At 73.9% G+C, this 18,969-nt stretch carries 18 protein-coding genes; 7 read left to right on the forward strand and 11 right to left on the reverse strand.

What is annotated here, in order from left to right; translation table 11 throughout:
• Positions 1–154 precede the first annotated feature (154 nt).
• Positions 155–835 carry a bifunctional DNA primase/polymerase gene (locus O7619_RS25480; protein WP_282283860.1) on the forward strand — a complete coding sequence of 227 codons (681 nt, stop codon included), beginning with the start codon at positions 155–157 and terminating at the stop codon, positions 833–835.
• 394 nt (positions 836–1,229) lie between these two features.
• Here O7619_RS25480 and O7619_RS25485 read toward each other — a convergent pair whose 3' ends face one another.
• Genes O7619_RS25485 through O7619_RS25505 form a run of 5 tightly spaced genes read right to left on the reverse strand, consistent with a single transcriptional unit; the run spans position 1,230 to position 7,526 of the window.
• The gene (locus O7619_RS25485; RefSeq protein WP_282288944.1) at positions 1,230–1,958 is read right to left on the reverse strand and encodes an FAD:protein FMN transferase; all 729 of its coding nucleotides are present in this window, start codon (positions 1,956–1,958) and stop codon (positions 1,230–1,232) included.
• A 58-nt stretch (positions 1,959–2,016) separates the two neighbouring features.
• Complete coding sequence (locus tag O7619_RS25490; protein ID WP_282283861.1) at positions 2,017–2,619, reverse strand: FMN-binding protein; 603 nt, start codon at positions 2,617–2,619, stop codon at positions 2,017–2,019.
• A gap of 13 nt (positions 2,620–2,632) precedes the next feature.
• Positions 2,633–4,048, reverse strand: a complete 1,416-nt coding sequence (locus O7619_RS25495) for a ferredoxin reductase family protein (RefSeq protein ID WP_282283862.1) — start codon at positions 4,046–4,048, stop codon at positions 2,633–2,635.
• Positions 4,045–5,418, reverse strand: a complete 1,374-nt coding sequence (locus O7619_RS25500; RefSeq protein ID WP_282288945.1) for a DUF1501 domain-containing protein — start codon at positions 5,416–5,418, stop codon at positions 4,045–4,047. The genes O7619_RS25495 and O7619_RS25500 overlap by 4 nt, the downstream gene beginning before the upstream one ends.
• A gap of 14 nt (positions 5,419–5,432) precedes the next feature.
• Positions 5,433–7,526: a DUF1800 domain-containing protein gene (locus O7619_RS25505; RefSeq protein ID WP_282283863.1), complete on the reverse strand. Its 2,094-nt coding sequence runs from the start codon at positions 7,524–7,526 to the stop codon at positions 5,433–5,435.
• A 513-nt stretch (positions 7,527–8,039) separates the two neighbouring features.
• Between O7619_RS25505 and O7619_RS25510 the strand changes: the two genes are divergently transcribed.
• Positions 8,040–8,297, forward strand: coding sequence for a DUF3040 domain-containing protein (locus O7619_RS25510; protein WP_282283864.1), 258 nt, complete (start codon positions 8,040–8,042; stop codon positions 8,295–8,297).
• Positions 8,298–8,348: 51 nt separating this feature from the next.
• Here the strand turns inward: O7619_RS25510 and O7619_RS25515 are convergent, their stop codons facing one another.
• Both O7619_RS25515 and O7619_RS25520 read right to left on the reverse strand, forming a co-directional pair.
• Positions 8,349–9,356, reverse strand: coding sequence for an SWIM zinc finger family protein (locus O7619_RS25515; protein WP_282283865.1), 1,008 nt, complete (start codon positions 9,354–9,356; stop codon positions 8,349–8,351).
• On the reverse strand, positions 9,353–12,667 hold the full coding sequence (locus O7619_RS25520; RefSeq protein WP_282283866.1) for a DEAD/DEAH box helicase: 3,315 nt from the start codon (positions 12,665–12,667) through the stop codon (positions 9,353–9,355). The genes O7619_RS25515 and O7619_RS25520 overlap by 4 nt, the downstream gene beginning before the upstream one ends.
• Positions 12,668–12,733: 66 nt before the next feature.
• On the opposite strand from O7619_RS25520, the gene O7619_RS25525 reads away from it, so the two are divergent.
• Entirely contained in the window at positions 12,734–13,594 is an 861-nt protein-coding gene (locus tag O7619_RS25525) for a carbohydrate kinase family protein (protein ID WP_282283867.1), read from the forward strand.
• Positions 13,595–13,597: 3 nt separating this feature from the next.
• Here the strand turns inward: O7619_RS25525 and O7619_RS25530 are convergent, their stop codons facing one another.
• Entirely contained in the window at positions 13,598–14,119 is a 522-nt protein-coding gene (locus O7619_RS25530; RefSeq protein WP_282283869.1) for a DinB family protein, read from the reverse strand.
• An 83-nt stretch (positions 14,120–14,202) separates the two neighbouring features.
• Here O7619_RS25530 and O7619_RS25535 point away from each other — a divergent pair, with 83 nt between their 5' ends.
• Complete coding sequence (locus O7619_RS25535; RefSeq protein WP_282283871.1) at positions 14,203–14,409, forward strand: hypothetical protein; 207 nt, start codon at positions 14,203–14,205, stop codon at positions 14,407–14,409.
• A 48-nt stretch (positions 14,410–14,457) separates the two neighbouring features.
• Here O7619_RS25535 and O7619_RS25540 read toward each other — a convergent pair whose 3' ends face one another.
• The gene (locus O7619_RS25540) at positions 14,458–15,603 is read right to left on the reverse strand and encodes a polysaccharide pyruvyl transferase family protein (protein WP_281587285.1); all 1,146 of its coding nucleotides are present in this window, start codon (positions 15,601–15,603) and stop codon (positions 14,458–14,460) included.
• Positions 15,604–15,820: 217 nt separating this feature from the next.
• Between O7619_RS25540 and O7619_RS25545 the strand changes: the two genes are divergently transcribed.
• Entirely contained in the window at positions 15,821–16,759 is a 939-nt protein-coding gene (locus tag O7619_RS25545) for a phosphotransferase (RefSeq protein WP_282283873.1), read from the forward strand.
• Between the two features lie 52 nt (positions 16,760–16,811).
• Here O7619_RS25545 and O7619_RS25550 read toward each other — a convergent pair whose 3' ends face one another.
• A complete protein-coding gene (locus tag O7619_RS25550; RefSeq protein WP_282283874.1) occupies positions 16,812–17,006 on the reverse strand; it encodes a DUF397 domain-containing protein in 195 nt (64 codons plus the stop codon).
• Positions 16,997–17,827 (reverse strand): helix-turn-helix transcriptional regulator, encoded by an 831-nt coding sequence (locus tag O7619_RS25555; protein ID WP_282283875.1) that lies wholly within the window; start codon positions 17,825–17,827, stop codon positions 16,997–16,999. The genes O7619_RS25550 and O7619_RS25555 overlap by 10 nt, the downstream gene beginning before the upstream one ends.
• 186 nt (positions 17,828–18,013) lie before the next feature.
• On the opposite strand from O7619_RS25555, the gene O7619_RS25560 reads away from it, so the two are divergent.
• Both O7619_RS25560 and O7619_RS25565 read left to right on the forward strand, forming a co-directional pair.
• Positions 18,014–18,349: a hypothetical protein gene (locus tag O7619_RS25560; RefSeq protein ID WP_282283877.1), complete on the forward strand. Its 336-nt coding sequence runs from the start codon at positions 18,014–18,016 to the stop codon at positions 18,347–18,349.
• Between the two features lie 11 nt (positions 18,350–18,360).
• Entirely contained in the window at positions 18,361–18,810 is a 450-nt protein-coding gene (locus O7619_RS25565; protein ID WP_282283878.1) for a GNAT family N-acetyltransferase, read from the forward strand.
• Positions 18,811–18,969: the final 159 nt, after the last annotated feature.

Here is an 18,969-nt window from a genome sequence, read left to right on the forward strand (position 1 = left end):
TTGTACGTCAGCCGTCCGGCCAATCCTCATAGTTTCGTGCAAGTTGCACCAGCCGTTCGCCAACTCAACGACCGTGGGTTACGGCAGTGACGGTTTTCGACGTGTGACGGTTCTCGACGGGGTGGCGGTGGACGGTTCGGTGGGACGAGAGGGGATGGCACACATGTGGGGGAACGTCCGACCGCGCGTCGCTCACCTGACACCGCTGGAACGGGTGCGGCTGCGCCGGGTCGCCGTCCGGTACGCGCTGCACGGCTGGCCGGTCACGCCGGGCGCCTGCCTGGCCAACCGCCGCTTCGTCTGCGGCCGGGCCGGCTGCCCCACGGTCGGCTGCCATCCGGCGCTCGAAGACTGGGACCACGGGGCGAGCGCCGACCCGGCCCGGGTGGCCACCTGGTGGCGCAGCCGTCCACACGGGGTGCTGCTGCCCACCGGACGCGCGTTCGACGTGCTGGAGGTCGCCGCCCACCTGGGCCGGCGGATGCTGGCCACCGTCGCCACCCACCCGGCCGGCTTCGGCGTACGCGGGCCGGTGCTCGTCACCCCGACCGGCCGGTGGATGTTCCTGGTCCGCCCCGGCGACCCGCTGCGGCCGGAGCTGGAGCACTGCTTCCACGTGGTGCGGCACGGCACCGGATCGTGGATCCCGGCCCCGCCGACCCGGCTGCCGGAGGGGACGGTGCGCTGGGCGGTCGCCCCGGAGCAGGCCCGGTGGCAGCTTCCCGACTCCTACCTGGTGCAGAACGCGCTTGTCGAGGCGTTGCGGGCGGCCGGGGTCACCCTCGCCCCGGAACTGCTCCCCGGCCACCTGCCCCTGCCCCGGCGCGGTCGCTGACCCGCGGCCGGTCGCCGGCCCGGGCCCGTCGCCGCCGGAGACGGTTGCCCGACAGAGACCTCCTCGGCACCGGCCTCGTTGTGTCAGGCGAGGCGCGTACGCGCCAGAGCGGGGGTTTGAGGATGTCCAAGGACGACGCGGCCCGCCACACCGGCGGCACCGAACCACCACGGCACCGCCGCCGCCCGCACCCGTGGGGCTTCACCCGCCCCCGAGGCGCCCGCCCCCCGGGTGGCTCCCGCCCGCCAGGCCCCCGCCCCGCCATCCTCCACCGCCCCCTCCGCTGACTCCACGCCCCTCCCCCTCTCCCGCACCGCGCTGATTCACGGAAAGAGTGCCTATCCGACCGCGCGTAGGCACTCTTTCCGTGAAACAGCGCATCCGAGGTGAGGGGTTACGGGGTTACGGGGAGGGTGCGGGAGTGGTGGAGGCGGGAGTCGTCCGTCACCACGGCGTGCTGCCAGGGGGCGGGGAGGCGGTCCAGCCAGGTGATGCCGGTGGGGGCGCCCATCGCCACCGCCGCCGTCGCGTACGCGTCGGCCTCGCCCAGGTCGGGGCCGACCACGGTGACCGAACGCAGGCCGACCGCCGGGGCGCCCCGGCGCGGGTCGACGACGTGGTGCCCGCGCTCGTACACCCCGGAGGTGGCGACCGCCAGATCGGTGCCGGTCAGCACCAGGCAGGTGGCCGCCGGGTCCCCGGGATGGCGCACGCCGATCCGCCACGGCTCGCCGCTGGATGAGTGGCCGCGTACCCGCACGTCGCCGCCGGCGTTCACGCAGTGGTTCGGGGCGCCGGCCGCCACCAGCCGGTCCGACGCCACCTGCGCCGCCCAGCCCTTCACGTAGCCGGACGGGTCCAGCCGGCCGGTCGCGTACACGTCGAAGAAACCGTCGGTGGCCGTCCACAGGTCGGCGCAGCGTTCCAGCACGGCCCGCAGGTCGGCGGACGCCTCGGCCAGCGGCAACCCGCCCCGGTCCAGCCGGCACACCTCGCTGTCGTCCCGGTAGGTGCTGAACCGCGCGTCCACCTCACGCATCCAGTCGAACGTGTGCCCGGCCAACTCGCCCAGGGTGGCGGCGGGCAGATCGTCGGCCAGGTCGAGGCTGATCGCCGTACCCATGACGTGCGCGACCCGGCGCAGGCCGGGCCGACCGGCGGCGGCGGCGGCGACCAAACCGTCAGGCCTTGTCGAGCGCGCTCTGGAGCGACCGTTTGTAGGCGGTGCTGGTGTAGGTGGCGCCGGAGACGGTGCTCAGGTTGGCGCTCTGCTTGGCCACCACCTCGCCCGAGCTGCCGCTGTAGCGGGCCTGCACGTCGTCGCTGCGCTGACCGGACTGCCCGCCGAGCGGCATGCCGGTCGCGGTGGCGTCGACGATCCGGCTGCCGCTGAGCGTGATCCGGACCTGGAGCGAGCCGTACTCGTAGCTGACCGACGACCCGGTGACCGTGCGCGTGGTGGGCTTCGGGGCCTTGGTGGTCCTCGGCGCGGCCGGCGCGGTGCTGGTCCGGGCGCCACCCCGGCTGGCCGGCTTCCGGTCGGCCGAGGGACTGGCGCTCGGCTTGGCGGACGGCTTCGTCGACGCGCCGGGCGACGCGGAGACGCTGGGCGCGGCCGATCCGGTGGCGCCGTCGGGCGCGGGCGTACCGCCCGGGGTGACCGGCGCCAGCGCGGCCGGCACGTCACCGGCGGTGGCCGGCCCGACGCCCGGGCCGCCCTTGAGCACCACGAGCGCGGTGGTGCCGGCGGCCAGTCCGGTGATCGCGAGGAGCGCGCGACGCATGGTGGGTGCCTTCCTACAGCTCGAACGCGGTGAGGTGGATCTGGCGGCGGGGCACGCCCGCCGCCCGCAACACCCTGATCGACTCGTCGACCAGGCCGCCCGGCCCGCACAGGTAGACGTCGCGTCGGGTCAGGTCCGGCACCAGCCGGCGCAGCCCCTCCGGGTTCATCACCTGGCGCGGCCCGGGGTCGTCGCGGCGGCCGATGACGTACCAGACCGAGGTCTGCCGGGCCTGGGCGAGCCAGTCCAGCTCCCGGTGCAGCAGCACGTCGGCGGGCTGGCGCGCGCGGTAGATCAGCGCCGCGCCCGGCGGCAGTTCCTCAAGCATGGCCCGCAGCGGCGCGATGCCGCTGCCACCGGCGATGAGCAGGGCCCGCTCGCGGGTACGGTGCGCGGCGGTGACCGTGCCGAACGGGCCCTCGGCCCAGGCCCGGGTGCCCGGGGTGAGGTCCCGCAGCTCGGCGGTGTGCTTGCCGACGACCTTCACGGTGAGGCGCAGCCACCGGCCGTTGGCCGCCGCGGAGACCGAGAACGGGTGCGACTCCCACCAGCAGCCGGGGTTGAGGAACCGCCAGCGGAAGTACTGGCCGCCGAGCAGGTCGATCTGGTTGAGCCGGTGCCCGGTCAGGTAGATCGAGATGGTGTCCGGGCTCTCCGCCACCACGTCGGCCACCCGCAGCCGGTGCCGCAGGTTGAACGCCAGCGGCGCCAGCACCCGGCCCCACAGCAACGCGGCCACCACCAGCAGGTACGCGCCGATCCAGCCGATGCGCACCGGGCCGGGCTCGTAGAGCTGGGCGCCGTTGCTGAACTGGTGCGCGTAGCCGAGCAGCAGCGCGAGATAGCTGGTCAGGTGCAGGACGTACCAGAGTTCGTAGGGCAGCCGACGGCGCACCCCGCGGACCGCGGTGAACCCGACGAGCACCAGGACGCCGGCCGCCGCGAACGCGGAGAGCATGTCCTCGTAGTCGGTCAGCAGCGCGCCGACCTCGCCGTGCACGGAGTTGCGTTCCTGCCGGGCGTAGCCCACCACCAGCAGGGACATGTGGGTGAGCACCGCCACCAGCAGCGTCGCGCCGACGTCCCGGTGCAGCCGGGAGATCCGCTCGCCGCCGAGCGTGCGTTCCAGCACGCCGAGCCGGCTCATCGCCAGCACCTGCACCAGCAGCAGGTAGCCGGCGATCAGGCCGGTGATCCGGCCGCCGGCGGTGAGCAGGTCGGCGGTGTCGGTCAGCGAGCCGGCCGGGGTGTCCAGCCACCAGGGCAGGACGGCGGCGACCAGGCCGAGCCAGAAGAGCGCCGTCAGGAACCGCCGGCCGCCGGGACCGCGGCGCGGCCGGCCCGGTGGTACGGGAGCAGCCGGACGGCCGCCGTACGGGGCGGGATGCCCGGTACGGCGGCCGGCGGCCTGGATTTCCTGGTATGTCACGCGTACATCTTGATCGGGGTGAACTTCTGCTTCGGGAAGACCTTGTCCACCTCGGCGGTGGTCAGACCGAAGCGACCCTGCGCCACCGACCCGTAGACGTTGAACATGTTGTTGTACTCCGGCACGTCGCCGCTGTCCAGCTTGCTCAGCCCGCTCCACGTGCCGAGCAGCGAGCCGGCGAGCTTACGGCCGGACAGCACGGTGACCACACCGCCGTGCCCGTGGTCGGTGCCGCCCTTGTTCGAGGCGACCCGCCGGCCGAACTCGCTGGACACCATGATCGTCACATCGGACGCCTGGTCGCCCAGGTCGGTGAAGAACGCCGCCATGGCGTTGGCCAGCTCGTTGAGCCGCCGCCAGAGCTGGCCGCCCTGGGCGGTGCCCTGGTTCTCGTGGGTGTCGTAGCCGCCCATGCCGACGGTCGCCACCCGCACGTTCGCCCCGCCCTTGATGAGCTGGGCGAGCTGCTTGAAGGCGTTGCCGACGCCCTCGTACTTGACGCCGGCCGCGGCGGCGTACGGCTTCGCGGCGAGCTTCTGCGCGGTGGCGAGCGCGCCCATGCCCTCGATGACCGCGTCCTCCACCGGGTGGTTGATCCCGGTGAACAGGCCGCGGATGGCCTTCTCGGTGGCCGCGCGGTACTTGTCGGCGCCGTTGAGCCGCAACTCGCCGACGTTGTTGAGGGCGAGCGCGCCGTTCACGCCGACGAGGGAGCGGGGCAGCGTGCTGCCGATGCCGACGCTGCGGAACGCGGTGCCCTTGCCGAGCGCGTCGACCAGGCTGTCCAGCCAGCCCCGGCCGCCGGTCTCGCCGGGCAGGCCGCCCAGGTTGCAGGCGTCGGCGGCCTGGAAGTGGCTGCGGGACAGCCGCGGGTCGGACACCGCCGGCACGAAGCCGAGCTGACCGGCCTTGAGCCACTTCTCCAGCGGGGCGAACGCGCTGGTCAGCTTGAACCCGCGGTCCAGGGCCAGCGAGTCGTTGCCGAGCAGCAGGTCCGGGCGGGCCTTGCTGAGCACCGGGTCGCTGGCCGGCGCGACCAGGCTCAGCCCGTCCAGCCCGCCGTAGAGGAAGACGTGGATCAGGGTACCGGTCTTGGTCGCCGCGAACGACGCGGAGGTGGTCACGAACTGGGCGGTGGCGAGCGCGGTCGCGGTGGCCGCGGCGCCGGCGACGAAGGTACGCCGGGTGACGCCCCGGCCGTCCTGCTGGGCCTCCTCGACCTCCTCCAGCCGGCGGTACCGGTCCGCCTCGGCCGCGTTCTCGGCCGCGACGACGTCCGCCTCCGCGCGCAGCAGCGCCTCGGCCGGGTTGTCGGCCAGCCGCCGCACGTCGGGGCATTCGGGGTGCAGGGGGTACGGGTTCACGGTCATCTCCATCGAATGCCTCACCGGAGGTGGTGCTGGGGGGACGCGAGGATCGTCCGCGCGACCGCGGCGATGGCCCCGTTGAAGGTGGCGTCGACCTTGGCGCCCTCGGACACCCCGGCCACGGCGAGCACGAGCTTCTTCTCCTTGGCGCTGAGCTTCTGGTGCACGAGCTTCTGGGCCAGCGCGTCCACGTACGCCCCGGCGGTCGTCGGCGGCTTCGCCACCAGCTTCTCCGGCTTGACGTAGGTGAACTGCTTGCGCCAGCCGCCGAGCAGGTCGCCGGCCTCGTTCCAGCCGTCGACCATGGTGCCGGCCGAGGTCCAGGCCAGGTAGACGTCGGCGTAGCCGTCCGGGGTGGGCTTGCCCATCGGGTAGTGGCCCAGCTCGCGCATCTTGTCCTGGATCTGCCGCAGGCCCTGGGCGAACGGCGTGCGCCGCTTGTCGCCCTCGAACCCGGCCGTCGCGTCCGGCCCGACACCGAGCGACCGGTACGTGGCCACCAGGTACTCCATCGGGCGGCGTACCTTCTGGCCGACCGCGGCCCAGAACTCCGAGGAGCTGAACAGCGTCGCCAGCACCGGCCGGATGTTGCCCTTGTTCGTGGTGTACGCCTTGGCCAGCCGGTCCACGATCGACTTCGGCGGGGTGTCGGAGACGAACCGGGTGGCCAGGTTCTGCGCCACGTACTTCGCCGTCGACGGGTGCAGCGCGATGTACCGGATGTAGGAGTCGATCACCTTGTCGGCGACCTTCGGGTCGTTCGAGTTGTTGGCGTGGGTGAACCCGAGGATCTTCACCTTGCCCACGTAGTGCCGGTCGCCGAAGAACATGTACTTGCCGTCGGCGACGCCGCGTCCGGTCTGGAGCATGGCGGCCTGCCGCACGTCCTTCTCGGTGTAGCCGCCGTCGACGCCGACCGAGTAGAGCTCCAGGTTCTCCCGGGCCAGGTTCTCGTTGATGGCGTCCTTGCGCGAGTCCACCTGGTTCAGATAGAGCAGCAGCGCCGGGTGCTTGTTCGCGGCGACCAGCATGTCCGGGTAGCTGCCCAGCGCGTGCTTGCGGATGACGTCCCGGTCGAACGCGTTGCGGTAGATCTCGCCGCCGTCGAAGTCGGCCGCCACGTGCAGGAAGTCGTTCCAGAAGTCGACCATCACCTCGAAGAGCTGGCGGTCGGACCAGATCTGCCGGGCGATGGTGGCGTCCACCGTCTCCCGGGCCGGGTCGACGCCGCGCTCGTTGAGCTGGTCCCGCTGGTCGCGGAGCTGCGTCGGGCTGAGCTTGAGCGAGGGCAGCTCGGACAGCTTCAGCTCGCCCTTCGTCGGGGCGATCTTCTCCGGCTCCAACTGCTGACGCAGCCAGTCGTCGATGCCGAGCTTCTTGATGTCGGCGATCACCTTCGGCGTCGGGCCGAACGTGACCCGGCTGGCGAGGTGCCGGATCGGGTCCTTGGCGAGCACCGTCTTCACGGTCACCTCGGTGGCCGCGGCGGCTGCCGCCGGGCCGGCGAAGATCCGGCCGCCGGACGGGGCGTTGCGCTTGAGCGCCGCGCCCGCCCGGGAGCCCATGTAGCTCTCGTTCTGCTCGGTGTAGGTCCGCACCGTGCTGGGCTGCTGCCCGCTGGGCCGGGCCTGGGTGCCGTCGGTGGTCACCGTGCCGGTGGCGTCACCGGCCTCCGCGCCGTCGGTGAACAGTCCACGAAGCTGCGGGGACAGGGCCAGGGCCGCGCCACCGGCGACCACCGCCGCGCCACCGAGCGTGGCGAGGGCACGACGCCGGCCGCGACGCGGGGCGTCGTCCTCGTCGTCGTCGAAGTGGGGCAGGCCCGGGCCGGCCGGCGGCACGTACCCGCCGGCGGGCTGCGCGTAGCCGGGTCCACCGATCGGCTGCGCGTAGCCGGGTCCGCCGGTCGGCTGCGCGTACCCGCCGGGCTGGGCGAAGCCGTTCGGTCCGACCCACTGCGGACCCGGGGCGGGCTGCGGCGCCGGGGCGGGGTGACCGCCGGCGTACGCGGCAGGGTTCAGGTCGCGGTACCCGTCCGGGTGGGGGTGCTGGTATCCGTCCCAGCCGCGGTCGTCCCGGGGTCGACGCGGTGGCACGTTCAGGTCGGCCATGTACCTATCCCGTTTTCTTCGAGCGCCGGCACGCCTGCCACCCGGGGGGTCAGGTGGGAGGGGCGGCGACGGTTGCCGGAGAGTTGCTACGGGAAAGTAACCATGCCTCCTCCGCGGCTCAAGGTGGCCCGAAACCGCTCGTGGGCGCACTTAAGACGGTGCTCAGGCCACGAGGCGGGCCAGCCCGTGCCCGCATCCCCGCCGGCACCCCCGGGAGCAGGGCCGACCTGCCCGCCGGCCGCCCGAACGCGCGGTTTCGGCCCGCGCCGGCCGTCCCGCCCGCGTTCACGCCCTCAGGCAAACTTAAGGTGCTGCTAAGCCCCTCCTACCCTGCCGTCCCGCGCTCCCCCTCCCCGACTCGCGGCACACATTCCCGGAAAGAGTGGGCATCGGCGCGCGGATGCCCACTCTTTCCGCGAAACCGGGCGCATGCCGCGCGGGGTGGGGGGCGTGAGGGGGCGGGAATTCGGGTATGCCGCCGAACCGCTGAAGCCGTGAGGGGAAGGCATCGCCATGCTCAGCCAAGAGGATCAGCGCAGGTTCGAACAGATCACCCGCCAACTGCGGGAAAGCGACCCGCGGTTCTTCGCCCGGTTGGACAACCGGGTCCGGGGCCGCCGGGGCCGGTACATGATGCTGCTGACGATCGTGCTGTGGGCCTCGCTGCCGGCGATGACCGTGCTGGCCGGACGGTTGGCCGGGGCGATCTGCGCCATGGTGCTGGTCGCCAACGCCGCCGTGATGTGGCGCTTCCGCCGCCGCCTGATGTGAGCGTAAGGAGGGGCCCCCGCTTAACGCCTCCGGTATAGGAGGGGCCCCCGCTTAACCGTTCGGCAGGCGCCCGAACTCCCGGTACGCGCGGCGCAGCCGCTCGGCCAGGCCCGGACCGCCGATCTCCGGACCGGGCGGGGGTAGCTGCCGCAGCAGCAGCTCCGAGCCGGTGTCCAGAGTGGGCGGACGGTCGGGCAACGGCACCGGGGCGAGCCAGAACCGGTCCACCTCCTCCACCGGGTCGACCGCCGGCAGCCCGGCCAGCACCCGCCCGGCGCCGGCCACCGGCGGCGCCGCGACCGCCGGCCCGCCCACCGCAGCCGGGTCCACCGCGACACCGGCCGCCGCCGCAGTCCCGGCCGCCGCGATCCCGGACGACGCGCCACCGGCAAACGCAGCCCCGGCCGACGCGGCCAGGTCCGCCGAGGTTCCGGGCGGCGCGGCCGGATCCCCGCCGGCGGGGCGGACGCCGCGCAGCGTACGCAGCCGGTCGAGCAGATCGCCCCGGGACCGGCCGCGCCAGTGCAGCAACTGGAACGGGTCGGCGTCGAACGCCTCGGCCAGCAGGTAGAAGGTCGCCGCCAGATGCTTGCACGGCACCGCGAAGTCGGGGCACCCGCAGCGCTGCGCCAGCTCGTCGACGTCGGCCGGGAACAGCGGCGCGCCCGCCGCGTCGAACAACTCCTCCAACTCCGCCGGCAGGTCACCGGCGAGCAGCCGGGCGCTGAAGAACGCCTGCCCCGCCAGCTCCGCCTCCACCCGCCGCCAGACCCTCTCCGGGTACGCCGGAAGCCCGATCCGCACCGGGTACGGACGCGGACGGGACCCCTGCACGTCCGCGGTGACCAGCCCCGGCGAGACGTCCAGCCGGAGCACCTGGCCCCGGCGTGCGTACGCCCGGCCACGGGTCAGCCGGGAACCGAGCGCGAACGACTCCAGCACCTCCAGGAAACGCCGGGACCACCAGGACTGCCCGATCGCGCCCCGGGTGCTGCGCGCCCGCAGTCCGCCCTCGACCCGCCGCGGCGGCCGGAAATCCTCGAACCGACCCGTGGTCACTCGACCACCGCCCCCGACTCCAACGTGAACAGTTCGCGCAGCGTGTCGGTGGACAGCTCGGTCACCCACTGTTCGCCGCTGCCCACCACCGACCGGGCCAGGCTCCGCTTTTCGGCGATCATGGCGGCCACCTTCTCCTCCACCGTGCCGGCGCAGACGAACTTGCGTACCTGCACCCGGCGACGCTGGCCGATGCGGAACGCCCGGTCGGTGGCCTGGTCCTCGACCGCCGGGTTCCACCAGCGGTCCACGTGCACCACGTGGTTGGCGGCGGTCAGGGTGAGCCCGGTGCCGCCGGCCTTCAGCGACAGCACGAACAGCGGCGGCCCGTCGGGCGTCTGGAACCGCGCCACCATGGCGTCCCGCTCGGCCTTGCCGACGCCGCCGTGCAGGAACAACACCTCCCTTCCGGTACGCGCCGACAGGTGCCCGCGCAGCATCCCGCCGAACTCGGCGTACTGGCTGAACAGCAGCGCCTTCTCCCCCGCCGCGAGTACCTCGTCGACGATCTCGTCGAGGCGTTCCAGCTTGCCCGAGCGGCCGGCCAGGGCGGAGCCGTCGTGCAGCAGTTGGGCCGGATGGTTGCAGACCTGCTTGAGCCGGGTCATGGTGGCCAGCACCAGCCCCCGGCGCTCGATCCCGTCACTGGACTCGATCTTCGCCATCATGTCGTCGACCACGGCCCGGTAGAGGGCGGCCTGCTCGGCGGTGAGGTTGCAGAGCACCTCCATCTCCAACTTCTCCGGCAGGTCCGTGATGATCGACGGGTCGGTCTTGAGCCGGCGCAGCACGAACGGGCCGGTGACCCGACGCAGCCGCTCGGCGACCTCGGCGTCGCCGTGCCGCTCGATCGGTTCGGCGAACCGCTTCCGGAACGTCGCGGCCGGGCCGAGCAGCCCCGGGTTGGCGAACTGCATGATGGACCAGAGGTCGGCGAGGCGGTTCTCCACCGGCGTACCCGTGACCGCGACCCGGTGCCGCGCGGGCAGTGAGCGGACCGCCTCGGCCTGGCGGGTCGCGGCGTTCTTGATCGCCTGCGCCTCGTCCACCACCACCCGGTGCCAGTCGACGCCGGCCAGGTCGACGGCGTCCCGGGCGGCCACCGAGTAGGTGGTGAGCACCAGGTTCGCCGCTTCGACGGCGGCGGTGAACTCGTCGCCCCGGGCCCGCTCGGCGCCGTGGTGCACGTGCAGCCGCAGCTCCGGCGCGAACGTCGCGGCCTCCCGCTGCCAGTTGCCGACGAGCGACATCGGGCAGACCAGCAGCGTGGGTCCGGCCTCCGGCGGGTCACCGGCGAGCAACGCGAGCAACTGCACGGTCTTGCCGAGCCCCATGTCGTCGGCGAGGATCCCGCCCAGCCCCAGCGACTGGAGGAAGGACAGCCAGGCCAGCCCGCGTCGCTGGTACGGCCGCAGCGTCCCGACGAAGCCCGGCGGCGGGTCGGCCGGGGTGAGCCGCCGCTCCGCCTCCCCGGCCAGCAGCTCACCGAGCGCCCCGTCGGCGACCACGTCGAGCACCGGCAGCTCACCGCCGCGTTCCTCGCCGGAGAGCCCCATCCGCAGCAGGTCCGCCACGGTCAGCTCGCCCGACGAGCGGAGCAGCCGCAGCCCGGCCTCCAGCCGCTGCGGGTCCAGCTCGACCCACCGGCCGCGCAGCCGCACCAGCGGCGACTTCAGGTCGGCGAGCGAGGCCAGCTCCTCGGCGGTCAGCGGCTGGTCGCCGAGCGCCACCTCCCAGCGGTAGTCGACGAGCGCGTCCAACCCCAGCGCGCCGGCGGTCGCGGCGACCGCGCCCGGGGCGCTGCGGCTGCGCGCCCGCAGCCGCGCGCCCAGGCGCGACGACGACCGCCGCCACCAGGACGGCAGCAACACCCCGAAGCCGGCCGCGTGCAACACCGGCGCGCCCTCGCGCAGGAACCGGTGCGCGCCGTCGGCATCCAGCTCCATTCCCTCAGGCACGGCGGTACGCAGGGCGGCGTCCACCTCGGGCCACAGTCGGCTGGCGCGGCCCAGCTCGGCCAGGAGCGTCTCCTGCGGGTCCACGCCCCGGGCGGCGAGCGCGGGCGCGGGCCGCTGCCAGATGTGCCCGGCGTCGACCACGAGCCCCGGCTCGTCGGCCGGGTGCAGGCCGAACTCCACCTGCCACGCGCCGCCCTCGACCAGCTCGGCGACCGGGTCGGCGGCCGGCTCGACCAGGCGGAACGTGGCCCGTACCGCGCCACCGGCGGCGTCGCGCTGCCAGGCGTCCAGCTCGGCGCGCAGCGTCGCCAGCGCGGCCGGGTCGGCGGTGAAGGCACGCTCCGGTCCGGTGAGCGCGGTCAGCCAGCCCGGCACCGCGCCGACGGGGCGCATCCCCCGGGACAGCCGGGTGTCGGCCAGGGCCACCCGCGCGGCGGCGTCGACAAGCGCGTCGAGCGCCTCCGCCACCAGCTCACCCGCTCCCGCGCCGTCCGCCCGCCCCGCCGCTCCGACCCAGCCGCCCGCCGCATCCGGGTGCGCGTCGCCGGCGCGGTCCGGCGACGCCGAAAGGTGGACGCCCGAGGGTGTGGGTGCATCTGTTGTCGCCTGGGCGACAACAGATGCACCCGAAGCCGCCGGCTGCCACTCGCGGGCGGCGCGGGCTGCCGGGGGCAGGGCCGACGCCAGGTCCCGGGCCCAGGCCGCGTCCGTGCCGGTGAGCAACGGCCGCCAGAGCGCCAGCGCGGTGGCCTCGTCCACCGCCCGCCGCCTCCGCCGGGAGCCCTGCGAGTGAGCGGCCGTCATGTCGGCCTCGCCCGCCCGCCGTCCTCGCCGGGACGTCGCCGAGTGATAAGCGGGGCCCCCTCCTATACCGGAGGCGTTAAAAGGGGCCCCCGCCTTATCGACCAGGGTGGGGAGCAGGCGGCCACGGGTCACCAGGTCGGCGGCGAAGTCGGCCAGCTCGGCCAGGTGGCGCAGGCTCGCACCGACCGGGTCCGGCCGGGGCGCGCGCAGCAGCGCGTAGGCGTCGTCCGGGGCGTACGCCAGGGCGGGGACCCGCCATCCGGCGCGGGTGACCGGACCGCGGGCCGGGTCCGCGACGGCGGTCCGGACCAGCTCCGGCGAATCCACCGGCGAGCCGGCGCGGGTGGGCAGGCCGAGCAGTACGGAGACCGGCCGACCGGGCGTCGCGTCGAGCGCGGCGGCGAGGGTGTCGTGGTCGGCGGCGAAGGGGTGCGGCCGTTCGCGCGGGGCGCGGCCGGGCCGGCGGGGCGCCCGGGGCGGCAGCGTGCTGTCCTCGGCCCACAGGGCGAGCCCGGCGCCGGGCAGCCACAGCCCGTGGATGACCAGCACGTGCTCTCCCCCTCGACGACGCCCGGGGGCCAGGATAGGCGGCCGGGCGTGGATATCGTCGGCGCCATGGTCGACCTTCTCGTGATCGGCGGGCTGGGCGTGGACGTCCGCGCCCGGGTGCCCGCGCTGCCGCTGCCCGCCGCCGACTCGCTGACCGTGCCCCCGGTCGAGCTGCGGATCGGCAACACCGGCGCCGGGGTGGCGTTGGCCGCGCACGCGCTCGGCCTGCGGGTGACGCTCGTCGACGTGCTGGGCGCCGACCCGGCCGGCGACGTGGTGCGGGCGGCGCTGGCGCGTACCTCGGTGCGGACCCTGCTGGTGGACGCGCCCGCCGGCACCCGACGGTCGGTGAGCCTGGTCGACCCGGACGGCCGCCGGATGTCGCTCTACGACCCGCGGCCCTGGTCCGGTCCGGCGCCGTTCACCGACCGGGAGTTGGCCGCGCTGGTCGCCGAGGCGGCCCACGTCCACGTGTCGATCATGGATTGGGCCCGGGACGCCCTGCCGGTGCTGCGCGGCGCGACGTCGGTCAGCACCGACCTGCACGACTGGGACGGCGAGAACGACTACCACCGGCCGTTCGCCGAGGCCGCCGACCTGGTGTTCGTCAGCGGCGTCAAGCTGGGTGAGCGGGCCGGTGCGGTGGTGGCCGGGCTGGCGCCGCGCACGGTGCTGGTCACCGGCGGGGCGGCCGGCGCCACGCTGTACGCACCGGCCGCGCCGCCGACGCACGTGCCGGCTACCGCCCCGCCCGCGCCGGTCGTGGACACCAACGGCGCCGGGGACGCCTTCGCCGCCGGGCTGATCGCCGCCCGGCTGCGCGGCGCCGGCACGCGGGACGCGGCCCGGTACGCCGCCCGGGTGGCCGCCGCCGCGTGCGCCCACGACGGAATGGAGTATCCGGACGGGCTGCTGCCCCGCGACTGAGTCTCAGATCGCGCCGGTCTCCCCGTCGGTCAGCTCGCGCAGGATGTCGGCGTGCCCGGCGTGTCGGGCGGTCTCCTCGATCAGGTGCACGAGCACCCAGCGCAGCGACACCTCGCCGAGCTGCGGGTGCGGCACCACATGGTCGAGGTCGAACCGGGCGGCGATGACCCGGGACCGGGCGCAGGCCGCCTCGTACGCCTCGGCGAGCGCCTCGACGGTGTCGTCGGGGCCCAGCGTGAAGCTGGCGTCGGCGTCGGCCTGGGAGGTGAGGTAGACGTCGCCCGGCTCCGGCGCGAACAGCCGGGCGAACCAGTTGCCCTCGACCAGGGCGAGGTGCTTGAGCAGCCCGGCCAGGGTGGTCAGCGAGGGCACCAGCCGCCGGGCGGCGTCGGCGTCGGCGAGGCCGCGCGCCTTGCGCAACACGGTGGCGCGGTGGAAGTCGAGGAACGCGTCGAGGATCGCCCGTTCGTCGCCCGTGCGGGCGAGGACCGGACCGAGCGTCGGATCGATCGTCGGGGTCGCCATCTCCGGACCCTAGCCGCCGGACCGGGCCGCCCGCTGCCCCGCTATCCGCTGCGCGTGCCCTCCGGCCGGGGCAGGATGGGCGTATGGCTTCCTCGGTGCACATCCCCCTGGTCGGCGGCGCGGCCGACGGCGAAACCGTCACGGTCGAGCTGGACGCCAACGGCCGCCCGCCGCTCACCCACCACCACCTGGGGCCGGGTGGGCTGGCCGAGGCGCAGATCTACGAGCTGGAGTCGGAGGACCGGCCGGAGGGCGAGTGGGTCTACAGCTGGCGCGGCCCGGCGGCCTGACCGCGCCGCCGAGCGCCGCGCCGCCGAGCCGCCGAGCCGCCGGGAGGCTCAGGCGGTCGGGGTCAGCGTGCGGGCCCGGATGCTGTCCAGCACGCTCCGCGTCACCTGCGAGGTGCCGCGCGCCTGGTCACACACCTCCGCCACCCGGCGGGCGGTCTCGCCGGCCCGGGCGGCCCGCTCGTCCCAGAGCCGGTCCACCTCGGCCAGCAGCGGGCCCTCCACCTCCCGTTCCATGCCGCGCAGCGCCGGCACGCCGAGCCGCTGGGCCAGGTCGAAGACCTTTCCGGCGTACGGCAGCGGCAGGAACGGCGTGTTCATCATGGCGGCGAAGATCAGGAAGTGCAGCCGCATACCGACCGCGAGGTCGAAGTGGCGCATCAGGCCCAGGATCTGCGCCGGGCGGTAGTCGCCGTGCAGGATCCGCCCCCGGTCCGCGGCGATCATGTGCGACAACACCCCGTGCGAGTGTCGGATGTCGTCGCGTTCCATCGGGACGAACAGCACATGCGCGTCGATGCGGTGCACCAGGAAGTCACCGATCTGGGCGAGCAGCCGGTGGTAGCCGTCGACGTCGAGACGTTCCGCGGCCCGCCCCGGCTCCCGCACGCTCAGCCCGACCAGCCGGGACCCCGCCGGCACGCCCTCCTCGCGCAGCCACTGCGCGGGGAACTCCTCCGGCGTGAGCAGGAACGCCGGGTCACCGGTGACGGTGATCGGGTTGACCAGACCGGCCTCCTCCAGCACCATCCGCGACTCCTGGTCGCGGACGGTCACCTCGACCGCCTGCGCCAGCGTCTCGCGCACCATGCCGGTGTCCACCCCGTCGGTGAGCGGGCCGACCCCGACCGCGTACGTGAGCAGCGGCAGGCCCCGCTCCTGGGCGACCCGGACCACCCGCAGGTAGCGCCGGGCCTCCTTGTCGTAGAGGATCCCGCCACCACCGAGAATGAGCAGGTCGAGCTGGTGGAGCACCTGTGAGGAGTCGACCCGGCTGACGCCCTCCCACGGCACCGCCTCGACGTCGGGGTGCGCCAGCGCGGTGTGCGCCGGGTTGCGGGAGAACACGATGATCCGCGCGTTCGGCTCGTGTTGCCGCAGATCGGCCAGGAGACCCGTGAGGATCGCCTCGTCGCCGAGGTTGCGACCGCCGTACGAGCCGAGCACGCCGATGGTCAGTCCGGTGCGTTCCCGCATCCGTGGCTCCTTCCCCGGGGCGTCGCGGTGGCGTTCCCGCGTTCCCGGGGAGGTAACCCCGCCAAAGCACCCTTCAACCCCCAAAGCTCGCAGGTAAGGAGGGGGCCCTTATTAACGCATACGGTAGAGAAAGGGCCCCCTCTTAACCGCGAGGCGTTAAAAGGGGCCCCCGCCTTACTCGGTTGCCCGGGGAGCGCGCGTCGCGCACGGTGGGACGGTGACAAGTCAGTCGAAGACCCGCGTCCGGTGGCACGAGTTGCCGGCCCACGTCCGTACCGCGATCGAGGCCGTCCTCGACGACCGGGTGGTGGCGGCGGAGTCGCAGCCGGGCGGCTTCTCCCCCGGCACCGCCGACCGGGTCCGCACCGCGCGCGGCGGACGCGCCTTCGTCAAGGCGGTCAGCCCGGCGCAGAACGACCACAGCCCGACCATGCACCGGGCCGAGGCCCGCATCGCCGCCGCGCTGCCCGCGAGCGCGCCGACGCCCCGGCTGCTCGGCAGCCACGACGACGGTGACTGGATCGCGCTCGTCTACGCCGACGTCGAGGGCCGGCACCCGGTCACCCCGTGGGACGCCGGCGAGCTGACCGCCGTACTGTCCACCCTGGAGTCGATGGCGGCCACGCTCACCCCCGCTCCCGCCGTCGCGACTGCCACCGCGACCGAGTCGCTCGCCCACGACTTCGCCGGCTGGCGCCGGATCGCCGCCGACCCGCCGGCCGACCTCGACCCGTGGGCCCGCGCGCACCTGCCCGAACTGTGCGCCGCCGCCGACCGGGGCCTGGCCGCACTGGCCGGCGACACCCTCTGCCACCTCGACGTCCGCGCGGACAACCTGCTGCTCGGCCCGGACGGCCGGGTCACCGTGGTCGACTGGCCCTGGGCCTGCCGCGGCCCGGCCTGGTTGGACAGCCTGCTCACCGTCGTCAACGTGCAGGTGTACGGCGGCCACGATCCGGACGCCCTGCTGGCCACCCGGCCGCTCACCGCCCGCGTCGACCCGGCCGACCTGACCGGGGCGCTGGCCGGCTTCACCGGCTTCTTCCTCGACGCCGCCCGGCAGCCGCCGCCGCCCGGCATCCCGACCGTCCGGGCGTTCCAGCGCCTACAGGCCGACGCGCTGCTCCCGTGGCTCGCCCGCCGACTGGGCGGATGAGGTCAAACCCGCTTCGGGTACGCGACGACAGCGCACCAGGCCGGCGCGAAGGTCAGCGCCGGACCGCTTTCGTGTACGCGACGAAGACGCGCCAGCACGACGGCGCGAAGGTGAGCGCCGGGCCGGACGGGTCCTTGCTGTCCCGCACGCCGACGACACCGGGCAGGTTGTCGGCCACCTCGACGCAGGCACCACCGTTGGAACCCGAGCGGGTCGACGTACGCCAGCGCGCACCGATCAGATCCATGAGCTTGCCGCCTCCTTGATCAGGTCGAGGGACTGCCTTCGGGACAGCGCTTCCCCTCGCACCGCCTCCCAGTGCGCTTCCAGCGCGCCGATGTCCTCGCTCTGGTGCATCATCTGCGCCCGGATCTGATGATCGAGGTATGCGGCCACCGAACCGTCGGTCAGGCTCGCCATGATGAAGCCGCCCTGAAGCGCGGGATAGAGCCCTGCTTCCTCCGGGATCACCAGGATCTGCACGTGCGGCAGCACGGCCATCTTCACCATGTGCGCCAATTGTTGGCCCATCAGTCCCGCGTGTGCGGCGAGAGGCCGACGAAGCACCATCACGTCGATGACGGCCACGAGACGGCAGGGATGTTCCCGGGTGATGATCGCCTGTCGTCCCAGCCGGGAGGTGACGCACCGGTCGATCTCCTCGGCGCTCATCAGGCTCTCCGCCAGCGTCATCCGCGCGTATGCCTCGGTCTGGAGGATGCCCGGCACGTAGGCCGGCTCATACCAGCGCAGCATGCTGGCCGCCCGCTCGTCGTCCACCCAGGCACGCATCCACGGCGGAGCCCCGTCGATCAGCGAAGCGTGGTGCAGCATGCGGAGGAACAGGCCGCCCGTCTCCAGCGCCTGGTCCATCGCGGTCAGGTAGTCGATCTTCGGCGGGCGCTGGCCGGTCTCCACGCCGGACACGTGCGACGGGGAGTAGTTGATCCGCCGGGCCAGTTCCTCCTGGCTGAACCCGGCCCGCACACGGGCCTGGCGCAGCTCACCGGCGATGAAGTCCCACCACGACCCACCCACGCTCTCCCCTTTCGCGCCGTGAACTCCCATGCCCGCCCGGGCCCTGACCCGAGCCCACCCAGCCGCCACCAGGAACGACGTGGCGGCTTCCCACCGTAGTGCCGTCCTCTACAGACTGTCATCCGGAGGTCCGATTCCCGCTCGGCCGCCACCGGGCCGCCCCGATGTCCCCCCCGATGCCGGGGCGGCCCACCCTCCGACTCAAGGAAGGTCGTGATGAACGTGGCCGCGTTTCCCGTACCCCGGCTCGGGCCGCACCCGGACCGGCCTCGCGCCTGCCCGCCGGGCCAACCGGCGCATTTGCCGATCCGACCGCTGTGGCTCTGCCGCGCCTGCGGCTCGCCGTGGCCGTGCGCCCAGGCCCGGCTGCTGCTCACGACCGAGTACGCCGACCGCCCCGTCGACCTGGCCGTCTACCTGTCCGGGCTCTATCACGAGGCCACCCACGACCTGTTCCGGCTCGACCCGCACGAGGGGCCCACGCCCCGCGAGCTGTTCGACAGGTTCGTCGGCTGGGGCCCGTACCGCCGGGGTGTGGCCGGATCGGCCTAGGCTCGACCACCGTGCCCGCCGAGCTGACGGTGCGTCCGGCGACGCTGGACGACGACCCCGACCGGATCTTCGACCTGCTGTGGCAGTTGGCCCCTTCGGACGACCGCCCCGCCCCGGACGCTCTCGCCGGCGCGTGGCGGGATCTGCACGCCCAACCGGGCCGGACGCTGCTGCTGGCCTTCCTCGGTCCGCGACTGGTCGGCACGGTGGACACCCTGGTCGCGCCGAACCTGACGCACGGGGCGCGGCCGTTCATGCTCGTGGAGAACGTGGTCGTCGACCATGCGGCCCGGCGTCAGGGGGTGGCCGCCGCGCTGATGCGGTCGGCCGTCGACAGTGCCCGGTCCGCCAACTGTTACAAGATCCAACTGGTCTCGAACCACCGCCGCGTCGAGGCGCACCGCTTCTACGAGAGCGCCGGCTTCACGCCGTCCGCCACCGGCTACCGCCGCTACCTCTGACCCACCCCACCCCACCCCGCCCGCCCCTCCCCCCCTCCTCGTCGATCATGGAGTTGTGGTGCCAGGAAATGTCACCTTCGACCGTTTCATCCACGACCACAACTCCATGATCGACGCGGCTCACGGCTCGCGGGAGAGGGACGGGGCGCGAGGGGGTGC

It is taken from the genome of Micromonospora sp. WMMD998, assembly GCF_029581235.1.
Classification (GTDB): domain Bacteria; phylum Actinomycetota; class Actinomycetes; order Mycobacteriales; family Micromonosporaceae; genus Micromonospora.